General features: G+C 57.0%; 20 protein-coding genes and 3 pseudogenes. 7 read left to right on the forward strand and 16 right to left on the reverse strand.

Annotation, left to right across the window (positions count from 1 at the left end; translation table 11 throughout):
* Nucleotides 1–101: 101 nt before the first annotated feature.
* The 14 genes and pseudogenes from BFR47_RS17240 to BFR47_RS17305 form a co-directional block, all read right to left on the reverse strand.
* Nucleotides 102–293 carry a bacterioferritin-associated ferredoxin gene (locus BFR47_RS17240; protein WP_071474205.1) on the reverse strand — a complete coding sequence of 64 codons (192 nt, stop codon included), beginning with the start codon at nt 291–293 and terminating at the stop codon, nt 102–104.
* A 221-nt stretch (nt 294–514) separates the two neighbouring features.
* Nucleotides 515–937: a protein tyrosine phosphatase family protein gene (locus BFR47_RS17245; protein WP_071474206.1), complete on the reverse strand. Its 423-nt coding sequence runs from the start codon at nt 935–937 to the stop codon at nt 515–517.
* A 166-nt stretch (nt 938–1,103) separates the two neighbouring features.
* Complete coding sequence (gene tuf, locus BFR47_RS17250) at nt 1,104–2,288, reverse strand: elongation factor Tu (protein ID WP_071474207.1); 1,185 nt, start codon at nt 2,286–2,288, stop codon at nt 1,104–1,106.
* Between the two features lie 63 nt (nt 2,289–2,351).
* A complete protein-coding gene (fusA, locus tag BFR47_RS17255) occupies nt 2,352–4,451 on the reverse strand; it encodes an elongation factor G (protein ID WP_071474208.1) in 2,100 nt (699 codons plus the stop codon).
* 76 nt (nt 4,452–4,527) lie between these two features.
* Nucleotides 4,528–4,998, reverse strand: coding sequence for a 30S ribosomal protein S7 (gene rpsG, locus BFR47_RS17260; RefSeq protein ID WP_071474209.1), 471 nt, complete (start codon nt 4,996–4,998; stop codon nt 4,528–4,530).
* Between the two features lie 84 nt (nt 4,999–5,082).
* On the reverse strand, nt 5,083–5,457 hold the full coding sequence (rpsL, locus tag BFR47_RS17265) for a 30S ribosomal protein S12 (RefSeq protein WP_071474210.1): 375 nt from the start codon (nt 5,455–5,457) through the stop codon (nt 5,083–5,085).
* Nucleotides 5,458–5,592: 135 nt separating this feature from the next.
* A complete protein-coding gene (tusB, locus tag BFR47_RS17270; RefSeq protein WP_071474211.1) occupies nt 5,593–5,877 on the reverse strand; it encodes a sulfurtransferase complex subunit TusB in 285 nt (94 codons plus the stop codon).
* Between the two features lie 7 nt (nt 5,878–5,884).
* Nucleotides 5,885–6,241 (reverse strand): sulfurtransferase complex subunit TusC, encoded by a 357-nt coding sequence (gene tusC, locus BFR47_RS17275; RefSeq protein ID WP_071474229.1) that lies wholly within the window; start codon nt 6,239–6,241, stop codon nt 5,885–5,887.
* A 12-nt stretch (nt 6,242–6,253) separates the two neighbouring features.
* Nucleotides 6,254–6,655, reverse strand: a complete 402-nt coding sequence (gene tusD / locus BFR47_RS17280; RefSeq protein ID WP_071474212.1) for a sulfurtransferase complex subunit TusD — start codon at nt 6,653–6,655, stop codon at nt 6,254–6,256.
* A gap of 49 nt (nt 6,656–6,704) precedes the next feature.
* Nucleotides 6,705–7,088, reverse strand: a complete 384-nt coding sequence (locus BFR47_RS17285; protein ID WP_071474213.1) for a RidA family protein — start codon at nt 7,086–7,088, stop codon at nt 6,705–6,707.
* A 30-nt stretch (nt 7,089–7,118) separates the two neighbouring features.
* Nucleotides 7,119–7,814, reverse strand: a complete 696-nt coding sequence (locus BFR47_RS17290; RefSeq protein WP_071474214.1) for a helix-turn-helix transcriptional regulator — start codon at nt 7,812–7,814, stop codon at nt 7,119–7,121.
* Between the two features lie 121 nt (nt 7,815–7,935).
* A complete protein-coding gene (locus BFR47_RS17295) occupies nt 7,936–8,238 on the reverse strand; it encodes a DUF2845 domain-containing protein (protein ID WP_071474215.1) in 303 nt (100 codons plus the stop codon).
* Between the two features lie 105 nt (nt 8,239–8,343).
* On the reverse strand, nt 8,344–8,838 hold the full coding sequence (gene ilvN, locus BFR47_RS17300; protein WP_071474216.1) for an acetolactate synthase small subunit: 495 nt from the start codon (nt 8,836–8,838) through the stop codon (nt 8,344–8,346).
* Nucleotides 8,838–10,555 (reverse strand): annotated as a pseudogene (locus BFR47_RS17305) (acetolactate synthase 3 large subunit). The gene ilvN and the pseudogene BFR47_RS17305 overlap by 1 nt, the downstream one beginning before the upstream one ends.
* A gap of 890 nt (nt 10,556–11,445) precedes the next feature.
* Between BFR47_RS17305 and leuA the strand changes: the two are divergent.
* The 4 genes and pseudogenes from leuA to leuD all read left to right on the forward strand — a co-directional run bounded on the left by leuA (nt 11,446) and on the right by leuD (nt 16,120).
* Nucleotides 11,446–13,011: a 2-isopropylmalate synthase gene (gene leuA / locus BFR47_RS17310; RefSeq protein WP_071474217.1), complete on the forward strand. Its 1,566-nt coding sequence runs from the start codon at nt 11,446–11,448 to the stop codon at nt 13,009–13,011.
* Between the two features lie 2 nt (nt 13,012–13,013).
* Entirely contained in the window at nt 13,014–14,114 is a 1,101-nt protein-coding gene (gene leuB / locus BFR47_RS17315) for a 3-isopropylmalate dehydrogenase (protein ID WP_071474218.1), read from the forward strand.
* Nucleotides 14,114–15,510: pseudogene (leuC, locus tag BFR47_RS17320) on the forward strand (3-isopropylmalate dehydratase large subunit). The gene leuB and the pseudogene leuC overlap by 1 nt, the downstream one beginning before the upstream one ends.
* A 10-nt stretch (nt 15,511–15,520) precedes the next feature.
* Nucleotides 15,521–16,120, forward strand: coding sequence for a 3-isopropylmalate dehydratase small subunit (leuD, locus tag BFR47_RS17325; RefSeq protein WP_071474219.1), 600 nt, complete (start codon nt 15,521–15,523; stop codon nt 16,118–16,120).
* 60 nt (nt 16,121–16,180) lie between these two features.
* Here leuD and BFR47_RS17330 read toward each other — a convergent pair whose 3' ends face one another.
* Nucleotides 16,181–16,471 (reverse strand): PilZ domain-containing protein, encoded by a 291-nt coding sequence (locus BFR47_RS17330; protein WP_071474220.1) that lies wholly within the window; start codon nt 16,469–16,471, stop codon nt 16,181–16,183.
* Between the two features lie 188 nt (nt 16,472–16,659).
* On the opposite strand from BFR47_RS17330, the gene thiB reads away from it, so the two are divergent.
* The 3 genes from thiB to thiQ are packed head-to-tail and all read left to right on the forward strand — an operon-like array spanning nt 16,660 to nt 19,923.
* Nucleotides 16,660–17,643, forward strand: coding sequence for a thiamine ABC transporter substrate binding subunit (thiB, locus tag BFR47_RS17335; RefSeq protein ID WP_071474221.1), 984 nt, complete (start codon nt 16,660–16,662; stop codon nt 17,641–17,643).
* The gene (gene thiP, locus BFR47_RS17340) at nt 17,643–19,244 is read left to right on the forward strand and encodes a thiamine/thiamine pyrophosphate ABC transporter permease (protein ID WP_071474222.1); all 1,602 of its coding nucleotides are present in this window, start codon (nt 17,643–17,645) and stop codon (nt 19,242–19,244) included. The genes thiB and thiP overlap by 1 nt, the downstream gene beginning before the upstream one ends.
* Nucleotides 19,228–19,923 carry a thiamine ABC transporter ATP-binding protein gene (gene thiQ / locus BFR47_RS17345; protein ID WP_071474230.1) on the forward strand — a complete coding sequence of 232 codons (696 nt, stop codon included), beginning with the start codon at nt 19,228–19,230 and terminating at the stop codon, nt 19,921–19,923. The genes thiP and thiQ overlap by 17 nt, the downstream gene beginning before the upstream one ends.
* On the opposite strand, the pseudogene BFR47_RS17350 reads toward thiQ, so the two are convergent.
* Nucleotides 19,920–21,297: pseudogene (locus tag BFR47_RS17350) on the reverse strand (PhoH family protein). The gene thiQ and the pseudogene BFR47_RS17350 sit on opposite strands and share 4 nt — an antisense overlap.
* Nucleotides 21,298–21,615: the final 318 nt, after the last annotated feature.

Raw genomic sequence — 21,615 nt, forward strand, 5'->3', positions numbered from 1 at the left:
ATCCATACTAGCCAAAACTGCGGCGAATAAGCAGCCCTAAACGCAAAAAAGCCCCTTATCGGGGCTTGTCGCGGCGGGTGAGCAGGTACTAAGTGGCGTTTTCAAGCCACCTCGTAGTAGAGCTGTGCCTTGGCATTTTCTTCTGCCAGTATGGCCAGGGCAACCGGAATGCACTTACCACACTGAGCCCCGACGCCGAGTTCCTGCTTCAGATCTCTGAATTCGGTGTTGCCTTCTGCAACCGCGGCTTTTAGCTGACGTTCGGTAATACCCTTGCACAAACACACATACATAGACAAACCCTCCGCTTAGAGATAATGAATCTAAATGATAGCGGTTATCAATGCAAGTGGTTATTTGTCGAAAAAAACGGCTTCAATCACAGATCCGGGGATCGCTCCTTGCCCGTATTAACGCCCCGGTATCCGCCGCCACAGCCCGACAGCATCAGGCGATGGCCACAGAGCCGCTGACAGCGCCCTTCCCGCCCAGGAAAAGAAGATCCGAGGCAGCTCTACCCCGCGGTTGCGCCCAGTCGCGGCGCCAGTGCAGACAGGTCGTAGCCGGCTGCAGTCGCCAGCTGCAACAACTCCGCCGCCGGTTGCTTGCCAGCCTGCGCCAGGGCCCACAAGGTGATGGAACGGGTTCCGGTACGACAGAAGGCCAGCACCGGCTGACGAGGCTCCGCCAGCACCCGGGCAAAGGCCGCCACCGCCTCTTCGGTAAACTGACCGGAAGTAATGGGGATCCAGTACCAGTCAAACCCTTGTGCTCGCGCCTCGGCCGCGATAGTTTCCGCCGCCGGCTGCCCATCGGTCTCACCATCGGGTCGGTTACAAATCAGCGTGTGATAACCCGCCGCTTTTAACTGGGGTAAATCGGCGGCGGTGATTTGCCCGGCCACGGCGAAAGAGGGAGTGACTTGTCTGATATCCATATAGCTAACACCTCGCTTGATTACTCAGGGCTGCTTGAAACCACAATGGCGGGATCCACTACCGCAAACAGAAAAACATTAGATAAGGCCAATGCTTTTCTGTTTGCAAGCGGTAAACGAAAAAAGGAGGCCGAAGCCTCCTTTTTTGTGCAATCAAGAAACGTTATTACTTAACGATCTTGGCTACAACGCCGGCACCTACGGTACGGCCACCTTCACGGATGGCGAAACGCAGACCGTCTTCCATCGCGATAGGAGCGATCAGGCTGACAACCATTTTGATGTTGTCGCCAGGCATAACCATTTCAACGCCTTCCGGCAGTTCGATGGTACCGGTCACGTCAGTGGTGCGGAAGTAGAACTGAGGACGATAGCCTTTGAAGAACGGAGTGTGACGACCGCCTTCTTCTTTGGACAGCACGTATACTTCGGATTCGAAGTCGGTGTGCGGCTTGATGGAGCCCGGCTTGGCCAGAACCTGACCACGCTCAACGTCTTCACGCTTGGTACCACGCAGCAGAACACCTACGTTCTCACCGGCACGACCTTCGTCCAGCAGTTTGCGGAACATTTCAACGCCGGTACAAGTGGTCTTGACGGTATCCTTGATACCAACGATTTCCACTTCTTCACCAACTTTAACGATACCGCGCTCAACACGACCGGTAACAACGGTACCACGGCCCTGGATGGAGAACACGTCTTCGATCGGCAGCAGGAAGGCACCGTCAACGGCACGCTCAGGCTCGGGGATGTAAGAATCCAGAGCAGCAGCCAGTTCCAAGATCTTGGGTTCCCACTCGGCATCGCCTTCCAGGCCTTTCAGAGCAGAGCCCTGGATAACCGGAATGTCGTCGCCCGGGAAGTCGTACTCGGACAGCAGTTCACGAACTTCCATTTCTACCAGTTCGAGCAGCTCTTCATCGTCAACCATGTCACACTTGTTCATGAACACAACGATGTAAGGTACGCCTACCTGGCGGGCCAGCAGGATGTGCTCACGAGTTTGCGGCATAGGACCATCGGTCGCAGCAACAACCAGGATAGCGCCATCCATCTGAGCAGCACCGGTGATCATGTTTTTAACGTAATCGGCGTGGCCAGGGCAGTCAACGTGAGCGTAGTGACGTGCTTCGGTGTCGTACTCAACGTGAGAAGCAGCGATGGTGATACCACGAGCTTTTTCTTCCGGAGCGTTATCGATCTGGTCGAACGCGCGAGCGGAGCCGCCCCACTGCTTGGCCAGCACGTTGGTGATGGCAGCGGTCAGAGTGGTTTTACCGTGGTCAACGTGGCCGATAGTACCAACGTTTACGTGCGGTTTGTTACGTTCAAATTTTTCTTTAGACACGGACTAGTCCTTCCTAGTTTGATCCCACTCGCTGTACGGGTGGGGAGTTTAAACAAAGATTAGTTAACCTTTACGAGCAGCAATAAGCGATTCTGCCATGCTGCTAGGTACTTCGGCGTACTTGGCAAACTCCATGGAGTAAGAAGCACGACCTTGCGACTGTGAACGCAGGTCTGTAGCGTAGCCGAACATTTCAGACAGCGGTACCATGGCATTAATAACTTTGCCGGTAGGACCGTCTTCCATGCCTTCGATGATACCACGACGACGATTCACGTCACCGATCACATCACCCATGTACTCTTCCGGCGTTTCCACTTCAACCTTCATCATCGGTTCAAGCAGCACGGGGTTACACTTCATGAAGCCCGCTTTAAACGCCATGGAACCGGCGATTTTAAAGGCCATTTCAGAAGAGTCAACATCGTGATAGGAGCCATCGTACAAAGTGACCTTGATGTCTTCGATCGGATAGCCCGCAAGAACACCTTGCTTCATCTGTTCCTGAATACCTTTGTCTACGGCCGGGCAGAATTCCTTGGGAATAACGCCACCGACAACGGCATTCTCGAACTTGTAGCCAGCACCGGGTTCCTGCGGTTCAATCTTGATCCAGACGTGACCAAACTGACCACGACCACCTGACTGACGTACGAACTTGCCTTCCTGCTCCACAGAGCCACGGATGCTTTCGCGGTAGGCAACCATGGGTTTACCCACGTTCGCTTCTACCTTGAACTCGCGTTTCATACGGTCAACGATGATGTCCAGGTGCAGCTCGCCCATACCGGCGATAATGGTCTGACCGGATTCTTCGTCGGTCCAGACGCGGAAAGACGGATCTTCCTGCGCCAGACGACCCAGAGCCAGACCCATTTTTTCCTGGTCGGCTTTGGTCCTGGGTTCCACGGCCACCGAGATAACCGGCTCGGGAAACTCCATCCGCTCCAGAATGATCGGCGCGTCCGGGGCACACAGGGTGTCACCGGTAGTCACGTCTTTCAGACCGATAGCGGCGGCGATATCACCGGCACAGACGGACTTGATCTCTTCACGCTTGTTGGCATGCATCTGTACGATACGACCAAAACGCTCGCGCTTGCCCTTGACAGAGTTCAGCACGGTGTCACCGGAGTTAACCACACCGGAGTACACGCGGAAGAAGGTCAGGTTACCTACGAAGGGGTCGGTCGCAATCTTGAACGCCAGGGCGGAGAAAGGAGCCGCATCGTCGGCAACACGGGTATCCGGCGTTTCGCCGTCATCTTTAACGCCGGTAATGGCGGCAACTTCTACCGGTGAAGGCAGGTAGTCAACCACCACGTCCAGCATGGCCTGTACGCCTTTGTTCTTAAACGCAGAACCACAGGTAACCAGAATTACTTCGCTGTTCAACACACGCTGACGCAGGGCAGCCTTGACTTCGGTTTCTGACAGCTCGCCGCCTTCCAGGTACTTGTCCATCAGTTCTTCATTGGCTTCGGCAGCTGCCTCAACCAGATTCTGATGCCACACTTCGGCCAGCTCTTGCATCTCGGCAGGAATGTCTTCGTAGACAAAGGTGGTACCGTTGTCTTCTTCACTCCAGTTAATGGCCTTCATCTTGATGAGGTCAATAACGCCTTTGAAGCTTTCTTCAGAGCCGATCGGCAGCTGAACAGGTACTGCCACGCCTTTCAGACGAGACTTGATCTGTTCAACCACGCGTAAGAAGTTGGCGCCGGTACGGTCCATCTTGTTGACGAACGCAATACGCGGAACCTTGTACTTGTTAGCCTGACGCCAAACGGTTTCAGACTGGGGCTGAACGCCACCCACCGCGCAATAAACCATGACAGCACCGTCGAGCACCCGCATGGAACGTTCAACTTCGATAGTGAAGTCAACGTGTCCGGGGGTGTCGATGATGTTGATCCGGTGCTGGGGGTACTGATGTGCCATACCATCCCAGAAACAGGTGGTCGCAGCAGAGGTGATGGTAATACCACGCTCCTGCTCCTGCTCCATCCAGTCCATGGTGGCGGCACCATCATGGACTTCACCGATTTTATGACTCACACCGGTGTAAAACAGCACACGCTCGGTGGTCGTGGTTTTACCGGCATCAATGTGCGCACTGATGCCGATATTGCGGTAGCGTTCAATGGGAGTTATACGAGCCACAATGAAATCCTCTTGCTAAGGTCAAGTGTCCTTAGTCAGCAATCAAAGGGGCACGGCCTTGGCCGCGCCCATCCGATTACCAGCGATAGTGTGCGAACGCTTTGTTAGCTTCAGCCATGCGGTGCACGTCTTCACGCTTCTTGACCGCAGAACCTTTGTTTTCAGCGGCATCCAGCAGCTCGCCAGCCAGACGCTGAGCCATAGATTTTTCACCACGCTTACGTGCGGAGTCTACCAACCAGCGCATGGCCAGGGCATTACGACGCACGGGGCGTACTTCAACCGGCACCTGGTAGGTAGAACCACCTACACGGCGCGATTTAACTTCAACAGTAGGACGAATGTTGTCCAGCGCTTCTTCGAACAGCGCCAGATGCTCTTTGCTGGTTTTTTCAGCAACGATTTCCAGAGCACCGTAAACGATCTTTTCAGAAGTAGATTTCTTACCATCTACCATTACGATGTTTACGAATTTTGCCAGCAGCTCGGATCCGAACTTGGGATCCGGCAGGATTTTACGCTGGCCGATTACGCGACGTCTTGGCATTGCAAACTCTCCGTAACTTCAGGGATAACCCAAAACACAACAGGTTAAAAAATAAAATGTTTGGCCTTACTTAACGGAGAACCATTAAGACTTGGGCTTCTTGGCACCGTACTTGGAACGGGCCTGGCGACGAGCGGAAACACCTGAGGTGTCCAGTGCGCCACGTACGGTGTGATAACGCACACCGGGCAAATCTTTAACACGACCACCGCGGATCAGCACTACGGAGTGCTCCTGCAGGTTGTGGCCTTCACCACCGATGTAGGAGTTAACCTCAAAGCCGTTGGTCAGACGAACACGGCACACTTTACGCAGTGCAGAGTTCGGCTTCTTCGGGGTGGTGGTGTATACGCGGGTACATACACCGCGTTTTTGCGGGCAAGCTTCCAGCGCCGGCACGTTGCTTTTAGCAACGGCTTGTTGGCGAGGCTTGCGAACCAGCTGGTTAATTGTTGCCATTAACAGCTCCTGAAAAGTATCGTTCTACAGTTGTGAAAAATCTATCCCCAAAAGCGGGGACGCAAAATTCTATGCTTGCCGTGCTGGCGAGTCAAGATTTATACAATTTCTGGCGGATGATTTATGCCGATGGCCTCACCAGGCCTGGGGACTGCCCAGCTCTGCCACCAGTTCGACCAGCCGTTCCATGGCAATGGACTCACCCACCCCGGGGTGCAGCCCCCGGGCTTGCAGGTCTTCCTGCATCACGTACAGCCGGTCACTGTCGGCCAGTGTTTGCAACCGCGCCTGCCAGGCGGGCACGGTAGCGGCGATCACCGCATCCTGCCATAACACCAGCCGGTCCTGCGGCTGCAGATGATGCAGCGCCTGTTCCAGCGCTCGATGACCGAAGGGGGAATCTTTTACCGTATGCAACATGATGACCTCAGAAACTCAGCCGTACATTGTAATCGGCCAACCGCTGTTGCAGCTCATGCCATGGCAGCACCGTCGCCTCTATCGTCAGCCTTTCCACCGACAGGCCCCGCTCGGCCAGTGCCTCGGCACAGAGATAGACGTTCTCCACATCGTACAGCGCGAGCAGACCGAAGGTCGGTGCATAGTCACGCCCCAGCACCCGAGCCGGATCCTGCCCGGACAGCAGTTGATAGACACCGTCGTCGATAAAAAACACCCCGATGTCTTCACTCAGGGCCGAGGTGGCCAGCACCGCATCCAGCCCTTCCCGGCCAGAGGCCGAACCATGGGGCGGCGTACGAAAAATAAAGGCGACCTTATTCATAAACATAAATCATCAGAATTGCACCACCCTGTCGGCACTCAGTGCCGCCTGCGCCAGCGAACCCAGCCCACTGAGGCGGAAAGGCGGTGCCAGGTTCCACTGTGCCAGTCCGGCCTGAGTGGAATTGTTCTGATCACTCACCCCCCGGCGCAGCGCTGCCGCGACACAAACATCCAGCGTCAGATCGTGCTCCCGGGCAAGCTCAGTCCAGGCCAGCTGCAGATGGTGCTCATCACCGGCCGGCTGTACCAGCTGACTGGCGTTATGCACCCCTTCCTGATAGAAGAAAATCTGGCTGACCACATGGCCTTGCTGCAGCACGGCACGAGCAAAGCGATAGGCATCCGCCGCCGACTGGGTGCCGTAGCAGGGGCCGGTGACCAATAGTGCAAACTGCAGGGAGGCTGGTTTCATGGCGGGATCCGAACCGAATGGGGCAACCGATGGTTGCCCCGGACAAGACTTACTCGACGTAGGCAACCGCTTCTACTTCTACCAGCACGTCTTTGGGCAGACGAGCCACTTCCACGCAGGAACGCGCCGGCGCACCCAGGGTAAAGTAGCTGGCATAGACTTCGTTGAAGGCGAGGAAGTTGTTCATGTCGGACAGGAAGCAGGTGGTCTTGAGCACACTGGAGGCATCGGCACCGGCTTCAGCCAGTACCGCCATCAGATTGTCCATTACCTGTTTGGTCTGGGCTTCGATACCGCCTTCGACGATATCCATGCTCACCGCATCCAGCGGGATCTGGCCAGAGGTGTAAACCATGTTGCCGATGCGGGTAGCCTGAACATAAGGGCCAATGGCGGCCGGGGCATTGTCGGTGGCGATGATAGTTTTAGTCATGGGTTCTCCTGATTATGCGATGGCTCTTCGTCATCGCGTTTTTTTTTGTCGAATATAAAGATACACCGTGTGTTTGGAAATATTGAGCTTTTCCGACACCATGGCGATAGCGTCCTTGATGTCGAAAATGCCTTTTTCAAACAGGATGGTGACGATCTGCTTGTTCTTGGCGTTGTTGGCTACCTGGGCATCGGCATTGATCGCTTCTATGGTGCGTTCCACCGTCAGGGTCACCAGCTCTTCGACATTATTGTTGAAGTTTTCCGGCGAGACCTCGGCGCGCTCCGCCACCTTGGGCATAAAGTCGGCCATCAACTCGTGGAACGGGGCCCCCAGATGCAGGTTGATACACAGCAGGCCGATGGTCTCACCCTGCAGGTTACGCAATAGCTGGGTCGAGGACTTCACCGGGGTGCCGATCCGGCTCTGGGTAAAACGGGTCTGCGCCACCCCTTGCCGCTCCAGCTCGTGCAACAACTGCTGGGTCTGTTCGCTCATCGGCGCACCGACCTGGCGGCCACTGAGGCCACCATTGACAATCTTGAGTACCGAGTGGTCAGGGTCTTCCAGCGAATGCAATACTACCTCACAGTGCTTGCCGAACATCTCGGCCAGCCCCTCGACCAGACTGCCGTAAAGGTCCAGCAGCTGCCGCTCCTGCTGACTGGAGCTGCTCTTGGTTGCGCTGTTTTTAAGGGAACGGGCTGTCCCACTTTCCGCTGGCATTTCTGGCTCCCACCCAAATATCTGGTTCTGATTCTCAACTGATGATGAAAGATGTCAACTATTTTTGAAGTCAGCTGAGAGCCAGCTCCCAACAGGGAGGATATCCAGTTGACCGGTCCGGTCAGCCCCGGGGACCATTTTCGATGCTGACAATTTCCCCCCTTCTGATGGTGACAATCTGCATGAACTGGTAGCGGCCAAAATGATAGGTCCAGCGCTCCCCGTCCGGCTCCTGATACCAGCGACCATAATGGTTGCGATAGTGCCGCCAGGCCGTCTCCCGTACCAGAGGCTCACCACAGTAGAGCAACAACAGGGCCACGGGATCACCATCGGTGATCAACCGGTTATTGCAACGCATGCTGTCTGCCTGGGCCGACGACAACCACAACCAGCACAAACACCCTAACCACCAGTAACGCATCGTCACCTCCTTGCCCCAAGCATAGTGCGCTCCTGGCTGGCCACGACCTTTGCAGACAATAAAAAACCGCCCGCAGGCGGTTTTTCAACATCGGGCGCCAGTCACTCAGGCGCGCAGGGATTTCTCGCCGCGCGACACGCCGCAGACGCCGCTGCGCACCACTTCCACCACCTCGGTGGTTTCGCTCATGTTGCGGATAAAGGCGTCCAGCTTGTCGCTGGTACCGACCAGTTGCACCGTATACAGATGGGGGGTCACATCGACGATCTGGCCACGGAAGATATCGGCGGTGCGCTTGACTTCATCGCGGTTGGCGCCGTCGGCGCGCACCTTGACCAGCACGATTTCCCGCTCGATATGATCGCCATCACTCAGGTCGCTCACCTTGAGCACATCCACCAGCTTGTTCAGCTGCTTGGTGATCTGCTCTATCACCCGCTCATCGCCGGTGGTGACGATGGTCATCCGTGACAGGGTGGGATCTTCGGTGGGTGCCACCGTCAGGGTTTCGATGTTGTAAGCCCGCTGGGAAAACAGACCCACGACCCGGCTCAGCGCCCCGGATTCATTTTCCAGCAACAGGGATATAATACGCCGCATCAGGTTCTCTCCGTTTTGCTTAACCACATTTCATCCATGGCTCCGGTTTTAATCTGCATGGGATAGACATGCTCTTCCGGATCGATCTGAATATCCATAAACACCAGCTTGTCGGTCAGGGAGAAACATTTCTCCAGCGCCGCATCCAGCTCTTTGGGATCGGACACCCGAATGCCCACATGGCCATAGGCCTCGGCCAGCTTGACGAAATCGGGCAGCGAGTCCATGTAGGAGTGACTCTGGCGTCCTTCGTAGAACATCTTCTGCCACTGCTTCACCATGCCGAGAGCCTGGTTGTTCATGGAGATGATCTTCACCGGTATGTTGTACTGCATACAGGTGGACAGCTCCTGGATATTCATCTGAATGGAACCATCACCGGTCACGCAGACCGATACCGCATCGGGGCGGGCCAGCTGGGCGCCCATGGCCGCCGGCAGGCCGAAGCCCATGGTGCCGAGACCACCGGAGTTGATCCACTGGCGCGGTTTGTCGAACGGGTAGTAGAGGGCGGCAAACATCTGGTGCTGACCCACATCGGAGCTGACCATGGCTTCGCCCTTGGTGATGCGGTAGACCGATTCGATGACCTGCTGCGGCTTGATGTACTGCTCACTGGTTTCGTAACGCAGACACTGACGGGCACGCCACTGTTCAATCTGGGCCCACCAGTCTTCCATTGCCTGCGCGTCCGTTTTCAGACCCAGTTCGCGAATGGCTTCCAGCATTTGCGCCAGCACCGTATCGGCGGAGCGACGATGGGAATATGAGTCTTGATGTTCTTGGAGATGGAAGTGGGATCCACATCCACATGCACTATGGTGGCATGGGGGCAGAACTTTTCGACGTTGTTGGTCACCCGGTCGTCGAAACGGGCGCCGATAGCCAGGATCAGATCCGAATTGTGCATGGTCTTGTTGGCTTCATAGGTACCATGCATGCCAAGCATGCCGACAAACTGCTTGTGAGTACCGGGCATACTGCCCAGCCCCATCAGGGTATTGGTGACCGGCAGATTGAACATCTCCGCCAGTTGAATCACCAGGGCGCTGGCTTCGGCCGTCACGGCACCACCACCGACGTACATCACCGGACGCTTGGCTTCGGCCAGGGCTTTCATGGCCTTCTTGATCTGGCCTTTATGGCCCACCCCGGTCGGATTGTAGGAACGCATCTCCACCGAGCTGGGGTAGACATAGGGATGCTTTTCTTTCGGATTCTGCACATCTTTCGGCAGATCCACCACCACGGGGCCGGGGCGTCCGGTGGCGGCAATATAATAGGCTTTCTTGATCGCCAGCGGGATATCCGAAGCTTTTTTGCACAGGAAGCTGTGCTTCACGATAGGCCGGGAAATACCGATCATATCGGTTTCCTGGAAGGCATCGTCACCGATATAGAAGGTGGGTACCTGACCGGACAGGATCACCATGGGAATGGAGTCCATATAGGCGGTAGCGATACCGGTGATACAGTTGGTTGCTCCCGGCCCCGAGGTGACCAGCACGGTGCCGACTTTACCGGTTGAACGGGTATAACCGTCGGCCATGTGCACCGCCGCCTGCTCATGGCGTACCAGCACGTGTTCAATTTTACTGTTTTCAAATAAGGCGTCATAGATATCAAGCACTGAACCGCCGGGATAACCGAATATATGTTCGATTCCCTGATCTTCCAGCGCCCGCACTACCATTTCCGCGCCTGATAACATCTCCATGATAAGCCCTCCAGGCTCTGCTCCGTTCACCTTGCCATCTTTCGCCGTCAGGGCAACCCGGCCGGACGGCCGCAACATGACAAAGTAAGCAGTTTTTATCTTTATAAAACAAACACTTCTGCCAGTCAGGATACAAATAAGCAGAAAAAGGATCAAAAATCACCTTAACCTGCTTTAAATCGCTTGTCCACGAGCTTTGTAAAAAGCGCCGTCCGACCTATGCTGGCAGAACTCCCGCTTTTTTATAGCATGGTCACCGTCAGGAAAACGGGGCCAATTTGATCATGATCGCCGGACCACCTCGGCCTGCTCAATCGGCATGCCGCTATTGAGCATTCCACGGCCAAAAAGTGATGTTATCTTGTTCACCCAAGGAAAATGCCGGGCGCAACGTCGTTCATGCTCTCGCCCGAGCCATAGTCGCACCCACCAACAACCCGGATTTTAATACAGAGAGATGACATCCCTATTAAGCGCTTTTATTCAATAAAAACCCCGCCGGGCCAACCCAGCCCATCCATCTGCATATGTCGCCACATGCAGACATAAAAATAATAATAAAATTAAAATTACAGCATAAAGCACCACTAAATCCGGAATAAGCCATCATCCCCACCAATCAATATTCCAGGGGTTAAGGATCTAAAATATTGACATCAACAGCGATTCCCGTTATTGGTATAGCCTTGTTAACGGAATTCTTCCTCGGTGATGAGTGATATGCAAAAAACCATTCAGCTACTACTACTAACCTCAGATGTGCTCAAGCGCACGGGTCGGGCGTAGCTGGAATTCATCATCCACATATTCTCAAATAAAAAACCCGTGCCATCCGCACGGGTTTTTTATATCTGTTGCGGAAGGCACGGATTCAATAGAGGGAAAGCGACATGTCGAACCAAGTCATTATTTTTGATACTACCTTGAGAGACGGTGAGCAGGCGCTTTCCGCCAGCCTGACGGTCAAAGAAAAGCTGCAGATCGCCCTGGCACTGGAACGCCTCGGGGTCGATGTCATGGAGGTGGGCTTTCCCATCTCGTCTCCCGGCGATTTCGAATCGGTACAGACCATAGCACGCCACATCAAGAACAGCCGAGTCTGTGCCCTGTCACGCGCCCTCAAGGCGGATATCGATGCCGCCGGTGAAGCGCTCCGCGTCGCGGATCAATTCCGTATTCATACCTTTATTTCCACTTCCGACATTCACGTACAGAGCAAACTGCGCAAAGACTTCGATTCTGTGCTGGAAATGAGTGTTGGCGCGGTCAAGCATGCCCGTGGTTACACCGATGATGTTGAGTTTTCCTGTGAAGATGCGGGCCGTACCCCCATCGACAACCTGTGCCGCATGGTCGAAGCGGTGATCAAGGCCGGTGCCACTACCGTCAACATCCCCGATACCGTGGGTTACACCGTCCCCAGCGAATTCAGCGCTATCATCCAGGCGTTGTTCAACCGCGTGCCCAACATCGACCAGGCGGTTATTTCCGTCCATTGTCACGATGACCTGGGTATGTCGGTAGCCAACTCCATCGCGGCGGTGCAGCAAGGCGCGCGTCAGATCGAATGTACCATCAACGGCATCGGCGAACGGGCCGGTAACTGTTCACTCGAAGAAGTGGCCATGGTCATGAAGACCCGGGGCGAACTGCTCGGGGTGCACACCAATATCAAGCATCAGGAAATCTATCGCACCAGCCAGCTGGTCCGTAATCTGTGCAACATGCCGGTCCAGCCCAACAAGGCCATCGTCGGTGCCAATGCCTTCGCCCATTCCTCCGGTATCCACCAGGACGGCATGCTGAAGAACAAGAACACCTACGAGATCATCACCCCGGAAAGCATCGGCCTACCGAAAAACCAGCTCAACCTGACTTCCCGCTCCGGCCGCCACGTGATCAAGCATCGTATGGCCGAGATGGGCTATGGCGAGCAGGACTATGATCTCGATACCCTCTATACCAGCTTCCTGGCACTGGCGGATCGCAAGGGTCAGGTGTTCGACTATGACCTCGAGGCGCTGGTGTTCTTCAGCCAGATCCACGAAGAACCCGAGCAGTTCAAGCTCAAGTATCTGAGCGTGCAGTCCGGCAGCAACGTCATGTCCACCGCCAGCGTACGCATGGAAGTGGGCGGCGAAGTTGTCAACGAGGCCGCCGTGGGCAACGGCCCGGTCGATGCAGTTTACCAGTGCATCAATCGCGTCACCGGCTACGACATCCGCATCGACAAGTACGAGCTACAGAGCAAGGGCGAAGGCAAAGATGCCCTCGGCCAGGTGGATATCGTTGCCGAATATAAAGGACGCAAGTTCCACGGCATGGGACTGGCCACCGACATCGTCGAATCCTCCGCCCAGGCGCTGGTGCATGTTATCAACAGCATCTGGCGAGCCGAGCAGGTCGCCGAAAAGAAAGAAGAAATTCAGAATAAAATTCGTATGGAGACAGTGTGAGTATGAGTGCAAGCTACAAGGTTGCCGTGTTGTCCGGTGACGGCATCGGCCCCGAGGTGATGGCAGAAGCCCTCAAGGTGCTGGACAAGGTACAGACGGAGTTCGGCTTCAGCCTGGAACTGAATCACTTTGATGTGGGTGGCATCGCCATCGACAACCACGGCACTCCCCTGCCGGCGACGACCCTGGCCGGCTGTGAAGCCGCCGATGCGGTGCTGTTCGGCTCGGTGGGCGGTCCCAAGTGGGAAAACCTGCCCCCCAACGAACAGCCGGAGCGCGGCGCTCTGCTGCCCCTGCGCGGTCATTTCAAGCTGTTCTGCAACATGCGGCCGGCCCGCATCTATCAGGGACTGGAAGGTTTCTCGCCGCTGCGCGCCGACATCAGCGCCCGCGGCTTCGATATCGTCTGCATGCGTGAACTGACCGGCGGCATCTACTTCGGTCAGCCCAAGGGCCGCGAAGGCACCGGCGCCAACGAAAAGGCGTTCGACACCGAGGTCTATCACCGCTTCGAGATCGAACGTATCGCCCGGTTGGCCTTCGAGGCGGCCCGCGGTCGTCGCGGTATCGTCACCTCGGTCGACAAGGCCAACGTGCTGCAGGCCTCCATCCTGTGGCGTGAAGTCGTCATCGAGGTCGCCAAAGACTACCCGGACGTGACCCTGAACCACATATATATCGACAACGCCACCATGCAGTTGATCAAGGATCCGTCCCAGTTCGACGTGATGCTGTGCTCCAACCTGTTCGGCGACATCATCTCCGACGAAATGGCGATGATCACCGGCTCCATGGGTCTGCTGCCTTCCGTCAGCCTGAACGACAAGGGCTTTGGCCTGTACGAACCGGCCGGTGGCTCCGCCCCGGATATCGCCGGTCAGGGCATTGCCAACCCCATCGCCCAAATCCTGTCGGCCGCCCTGATGCTGCGCTACAGCTTCAAGCAGGAAGAAGCCGCCCAGGCCATCGAACGCGCCGTGAGCGAAACCCTGGCCGCCGGTTACTTCAGTGGCGACCTCTACAGCAATGATGCCGCCCACCCGGTGCAGACCACCGCCCAGATGGGTGAACAGATCGCCAGCCGTATCAGGAGAGCAAACTAATGGCCAAGACCCTCTATCAGAAAGTATTTGATGCCCACCTGGTGCGCGACCAGGCCGGCGAAACGCCGTTGCTCTATATCGACCGCCATCTGGTGCATGAAGTGACCTCGCCCCAGCCTTCGACGGCCTGCGCGAAAAGGGTCGCAAGCTGCGTCGCCCGGACAGAACCTGGGCTACCATGGACCACAACGTGTCCACCGAAACCAACGACATCGCCGCCTCCGGTGAAATGGCCCGTATCCAGATGGAAACGCTGGCCAGCAACTGCGAAGAATTCGGTGTGCCGCTGTATGATCTGCACCACAAATATCAGGGCATCGTGCACGTCATCGGCCCCGAACTGGGCCTGACCCTGCCCGGCACCACCATCGTCTGCGGCGACTCCCATACCGCCACCCACGGCGCCTTCGGTGCCCTGGCTTTCGGTATCGGCACCTCCGAGGTGGAGCACGTCATGGCCACCCAGACCCTGAAACAGGGGCGCGCCAAAACCATGAAGATTCAGGTCAACGGCAAGCTCAAGCCGGGCATCAGCGCCAAAGACGTGGTACTGGCCATCATCGGCAAGGTCGGCCACGCCGGCGGCACCGGTTATGTGGTGGAGTTCTGTGGCAGCGTCATCGAGTCGCTGTCGATGGAAGCGCGGATGACCATCTGCAACATGGCCATCGAGCTCGGCGCCAAGGCCGGCCTGGTGGCTCCCGATCAGATCACCTTCGACTACCTCCAGGGCAAGCCCTTCGCACCCGAAGGTGACGAATGGGAGCAGGCCGTTGCCTACTGGCAGACGCTGAAGTCCGATGACGGAGCCGAATTTGACGCCGTGGTCGAGCTGGAAGGCGCCGATATCGCCCCGCAGGTGACCTGGGGTACCAACCCGGGTCAGGTCATGCCGGTGAACGGCATCATTCCGGTACCGGCAGACATTGCCGATCCCACCGAGCGTCAGTCGGCGGTCAAGGCGCTGCAATACATGGATATTCCCGCCGGTGGCAAGCTCACCGACGTCGCCATCGACAAGGTATTCATCGGCTCCTGCACCAACAGCCGTATCGAAGACTTGCGTGCCGCCGCCGCCATCGCCCAGGGCCGCAAGGTGGCCACCGGCGTTCAGGCCTTGGTGGTTCCCGGTTCACAACAGGTGAAGGCCCAGGCCGAAGCCGAAGGTCTGGACAAGATTTTCATCGAGGCCGGCTTCGAATGGCGCCTGCCGGGCTGCTCCATGTGCCTGGCCATGAACAACGACCGGCTCGCGCCGGGCGAACGCTGCGCCGCCACCAGCAACCGTAACTTCGAAGGCCGTCAGGGCCGGGGTGGTCGCACTCATCTGGTGAGCCCGGCCATGGCCGCCGCCGCCGCGGTATTCGGACACTTTGTCGACATTCGGGAATTATAAGGGGTATAACATGAGCGGATTCAAGCAATTAACCGGTATTGCCGCCCCTCTGGATGCGGCCAACGTGGATACCGATCAGATCATTCCCAAGCAGTTTCTGCAGAAGGTGACCCGGTCCGGCTTCGGCAAGCACCTGTTTCACGACTCGCGCTTTCTCGACGATGCCGGCGAGCAGCCCAACCCGGAGTTTGTACTGAACCAGGCGCCCTATGATCAGGCGGTGATCCTGCTGGCCCGGGAAAACTTCGGTTGTGGCTCCAGCCGCGAGCACGCGCCCTGGGCACTGGCCGACTTCGGCCTGCAGGCGGTCATCGCCCCGAGCTTTGCCGACATCTTCTACGGCAACGCCATCAACAACGGCATGGTGCCGGTACGGCTGACCGAGCAGCAGGTAGAGGCCCTGTTCCAGTACCTCAACGCCAACCGGGGCGCAGAGATCACCGTGGATCTGGAAGCCCAGCAGGTGCGCGCCGGCGAGCACGTGTTCTCGTTCGAAATCGACGAGTTCCGCCGCTACTGCCTGCTCAACGGTCTGGACAACATCGGCCTGACCCTGCAGCATCAGGATCAGATCGACGCCTATGAGGCCAAGCAGCCCAGCTGGCTGTAATCCCCTCGCAAAAAATATTTCAACGCCGGCGCAAGCGGCGTTGCTGTTTAAGCGGAAAGCTCAGCACACTTCGCTTAATGCCAGCGCCACCATATCCGTCCTGTCTCCCGTATCCACCCGTATCACGGTCGCCACCGCCATCAACGGTTCTACACCGGCATCCACCGATGGCAGCACCAGCCGCCATTCCTGTCCCAGCTGACATTGACCAGCGGCGACCTCCATCAAGACCCCTTCGGCACTGAGATTACGGCAAATCCCTTCTACTCTGGCGCTGGTCGTGGCCAGAATAATCCTGGCGTTGAGCTGCATTCGGCTGAATAGTCGTTGTTCCTCATGAGCGGGTATCATCCTTCACCTTCCTTACGAGACTGTGATTGACAAGAAACTGGTTTAGCAAAACGAATCGCCCTACAATAGCGTCCATTCTAAACGGGGTGCGGCCAGCCGCTGAGATCATACTCGTGCATCCTCCCCCGGATCGTGCCGGCGCAGGAATCCAAGCTCTCGGCCTTCCCCCCATCTACAAGGAGTGGCCCGTGAACAAGTTCCTGATTGCCCTGTCTTTGCTTGCTGCCGGTCAGGCCGCAGCGCAAACACCGACCCTGACCATCTATACCTATAGCTCATTTGCGTCCGATTGGGGGCCGGGGCCGGCCATCAAGCAGGCCTTTGAAGCCGAATGCGACTGCCAGCTTGAGTGGGTGGCACTGGATGACGGTGTCTCCATCCTCAACCGGTTGCGGCTGGAAGGCCGCAATACCAGGGCCGATATCGTGCTGGGGCTCGACAACAACCTGCTGCAGTCCGCCAAAAGCACCGGCTTGCTGGCAGAACATGGCCAGTCGCTGGACGGCATCACCGTACCCGGCGGCTGGACCGACACCACTTTTGTGCCCTACGACTATGGTTATTTCGCCTTTATCTACAACGCCGACAAGCTCGAGCAACCTCCGCAGAGCTTCGCCGAGCTGCTCGAACGGCCCGAACTGACTCTGCTGTATCAGGATCCGCGTACCAGCACACCAGGCCAGGGACTGATGCTGTGGGTACAGAAGCTGTATGGCGATGAGGCACCGGCGGTGTGGCAGAACCTGGCCAAGCGGACCGTATCGGTCACCAAAGGCTGGAGCGAATCCTACGGCATGTTCCTCAAGGGCGAAGCGGATCTGGTGCTGTCATACACCACCTCTCCGGCCTATCACATCGAGGCCGAGCAAAGCACCCAGTATCGGGCCGCCGGCTTCGAGGAGGGTCACTACCTGCAGGTGGAAGTCGCCGCCCGGGTCAATAGCAGCAAAGAGCCAGAACTGGCCGCACAATTTATGCAGTTTATGATCAGCCCCGCCTTTCAGCAGCACATTCCTGCCGGCAACTGGATGTACCCGGTGATCGAAACTCCCTTGCCCGCCGGGTTCGATGCCCTGGTTAGCCCCGAACACAGCCTCAGCTTCAGTGCCGAAGAAGTGGCCGAGCAACGCAGCGGCTGGCTCCGACAGTGGCTGGGTGCCGTCACCCGCTGATGTCCCGGAAATACTGGTGGGTACCAGGCGGCCTCAGCCTGCTTGGTATCCTGCTGCTGACGGCAGGGCCCATTACCGCCCTGTTGGTGCAAAGCAGCCAGAGCAGCCTGTCACGGTTGTTCCATGACAGCTACCTGCATCATGTCGTCTGGTTCAGCTTCTATCAGGCGCTGCTGTCTACTCTGCTGAGTCTGCTGCTGGCCATTCCTCTGGCTCAGGCGATGTCTCGGCGTCAGTTTCCGGGCCGGGGGCTGTTATTGCGGCTGTTCGGGCTGTCATTGGTGCTGCCGGTGATCCTGGTGGTATTTGGCATCGTCACCGTGCATGGCCGCCAGGGTTGGGTGAACCAGCTGCTGCAGTCTCTGGGGTTCGAGTCTGTCGGTTACCTCTATGGCCTCTCCGGCATACTGCTGGCCCACGTGTTCTTCAACATGCCGCTGGCGGCCCGTATCCTGTTGCAGGCCATCGAGGCCATACCGGCCAGTCACTGGCGGATGGCCAGCCAGCTCGGCTTTAGTGGCTGGCAGCTGTTCCGCTGGCTGGAGTGGCCGATGATCAGAGGCGCGTTGCCGGCCCTGGCCAGCATGATTTTCATGCTCTGTTTCACCAGTTTCGCCACCGTGATGGCCCTGGGCGGCGGCCCAAAATCCACCACTCTGGAAGTGGCCATTTATCAGGCTCTGCGTTTCGATTTCGATCTGCCGCTGGCCGGCATGCTCGCCTTGCTGCAACTGTTGTTCTGCAGCGGCTTTCTGTGGTTGCAATACGGGCTGACCAGGGCCTCACCGGAACAGCACGCCAGAGCGGAAGTCGCGATTCGCCCGGACCGGGGGGTTATCGGGGTACGCCTGTGGGATGCCCTGGTACTGACCCTGTGCCTGGGACTGTTCCTGCCTCCCTTGCTGGCCATTATCGGCAGCGGACTCAATCCTCGACTGTGGGCGGCACTGAGCTCATCTTTGTTGTGGCAGACCACCCTCACCTCGGTGATCATTGCCGGTGGCGCGGCGCTGCTGTCGCTGCTGCTGACACTGGGATTGCTCGGCAGCAGCCGCTATCTGCGGCTGCAGCTGCAGCGCAGGCGGAGCGCCGCCATGATGGAAGCCGCCGGCTCCGTTATCCTGGTGCTACCGGCAGTGGTGCTCTCCACCGGGCTCTTTATTCTGCTGCGCGATATTGCCGATGTGTTTACTCTGGGCCCGGTGCTGGTCTTACTGGTCAACGCGTTGATGGCACTGCCTTATGGACTGCGCGCCTTGCAGCAGCCAATGGACCACGTCGCCCGCCAGTATGATCGGCTCTGCACCAGCCTCGATATTCAGGGGCTGGCCCGGCTAAGGCTGGTGGAGTGGCCCCAGTTGCGCAAACCGCTGGCGCTGGCATTGGCGCTGGCGATGATGTTGTCGCTCGGCGATCTCAGCGCCATTGCCCTCTTCGGCAGCCAGTCGCTGCAAACCCTGCCCTGGCTGTTGTATCAACAACTGGGCAACTATCAGATGATAGATGCCGCCGCCACCGCCCTGGTGCTGTTGCTGCTGAGTCTGGGATTATTTGGCTTGATAGAAGGCGTGCTGGGAGGCAAAGATGCTGCAACTGAATAACCTCTGCTCCCGTTACCCGGAGCAGGAGCTGTGCTTTTCTCTCACCGCCGACGCCGGTGAAATCACCGCCCTTATCGGCCCCAGCGGAGCCGGAAAGTCCACCCTGCTGGCCATGGTCGGCGGCTTTACCCCCATTGATTCGGGACAACTGCTGCACGATGGCCGCGAATTATTGTCACTCACCCCGGCACAAAGACCCATCACCACGCTATTCCAGGACAACAACCTGTTCTGGCACATGACGGTATATCAGAATATCGCCATCGGCCTGTCCCCTACCTTGCGGCTGACACCGGTACAAAAGGCCACCGTTGAACAGGTCGCCGGTCAGGTAGGTATCGAGATGCTGTTGCATCGTAAGCCTTCGAGCCTTTCCGGCGGGCAGCAACAAAGGGTGGGGCTGGCTCGCTGCCTGGCACGCAGACAGCCGGTACTGCTGCTGGATGAACCCTTTTCCGCCCTGGATCCGGCTTTGCGTTTCGAACTGCTGGAGCTGCTACGCTCGCAAACCGATCAGCTGCAGCTCACCGTCCTGCTGGTCACCCATCATCCGGACGAGGCCGCCAGAGTAGCCGATAGCATCGCTTTCGTGCATGACGGGCACATTCTGGAGCAGGGAGCAAGGGAGCTGCTGTCCGCTCCCCGCACCGAAGAACTGAAGGCCTATCTCGGCCGTTAGAGGTTTTCTTCCGCGAAGGAAGCCAGGCGGCTGCGAACCACTCCATTGAGGTAGATGTTGGCGCTGCCTTCGAAGTCCTTGAAGCGCTCGACGATGTAAGTCAGCCCGGAGGTCACCGGGGTCAGATAGTTAGAGTCAATCTGGGCCAGATTGCCCGAGCACACCAGCTTTGTGCCTTCACCGCAGCGGGTGATGATGGTCTTGAGCTGGGAGGCGGTCAGATTCTGGCATTCATCCAGCAGCACAAAGGTGTTCTGAATACTGCGCCCACGCATGAAATTGACCGATTTGAACTGGATATTGGCCTTACCCATGATGTAGCTGAGCGAGCCGTCCATGCATTCATCCTGCTTGTGCAGCACTTCCAGAGTGTCGGTGATGGCCGCCAGCCAGGGGGCCATTTTTTCTTCTTCCGTGCCCGGCAGGAAGCCGATACTCTCGGCAATCTCCGGGGTGTTACGCGTGACAATCACCCGATCATAGATGCCTTTCTCGATGGTCATCTCCAGTGCCGATGCCATCGCCAGCAGGGTCTTGCCACAGCCCGCAGGCCCCGTCAGGATCACCAGCTCGATATTGGGGTCAAGCAACGCATCCAGTGCCATGGCTGGTAAATATTCTTGGGATGAATGCCCCATGCCTTCCGTCCCATCATCCGCTCCCACCCCAGATCGACGAAACGAACCTTGCCAGCGGCCTTATCCAGTACCCGGCCGGCAAAGTCGTTGGTATCATCGATCAGATACTGGTTGATGTGGGCTCCCGGCAACAGCTCCTCGGCTACCGTATGGATGACCTCTCGGCCGTGGGTTTCGCTTTCGCACTCGCCCACCTTTTCCCAGAAACTGCTTTCCTGATGATAGAACCCCTTCGCTAACAAACGGATATCATCGATCAGCTGATCAGAGCGGTAGTCCTCCACATATTGCAGGCCGGCGCCCTTGGCCTTGAGCCGCATATTGATGTCTTTGGTGACCAGTACCGCCATGCCTTCCGTGGTATGTTTTTGCAGATAGAGCGCGGTATTGATAATGCGATTATCGGCTTCGTCATCGGTAAACACCGCATAGCCTTCCGGCAGATGTCTGTCGGTGATAATGGCAATGGAGCCAGAGGCTCATCGTCCTTGAGCCCTAACGGCACCCCGGCCACAATCTGTTCCGGGGTTGCATCATGAAAAATATCCTCCAGCGTCCGAATGGCCACCCGCGCATCGCGACTGACATCTTTTTGCCGATCTTTGATCCGATCCAGCTCTTCGAGCACCGTCATGGGAATGACGACGTTATGTTCCTTGAAAGAATAAATGGAGAGGGGTTCGTGCAGCAGTACGTTGGTATCAAGAATAAAGCGTTTACGGTCATTGTCGTCCATAGACATGCTCCCTCGGGCTTAGCCCATATCATGGTCATTGCCCAGTTAAAGCACGGTGCAATGACAGCTTTATTACAACCTAACGCTATGACTTTTTACGCTTTCCGGCAAGCATTTATGTCTGATAGATAACGATGAATGAGTGTCATCTCACTAAGCGGTCAATTAACGAGCTAAAGCGGTGATTGGGGAAGTAGTCAGGGAGTGAGGAGATGATAGACCAACAACGGAAAAAGCCCGACTCTTTCGAATCGGGCTTTTTGATTGGGTGCCTGGCAGTGACCTACTTTCACATGGCAGCTGCCACACTATCATCGG

The sequence above is a fragment of the Oceanisphaera psychrotolerans genome (assembly GCF_001870485.1).
Lineage (GTDB): Bacteria > Pseudomonadota > Gammaproteobacteria > Enterobacterales > Aeromonadaceae > Oceanimonas > Oceanimonas psychrotolerans.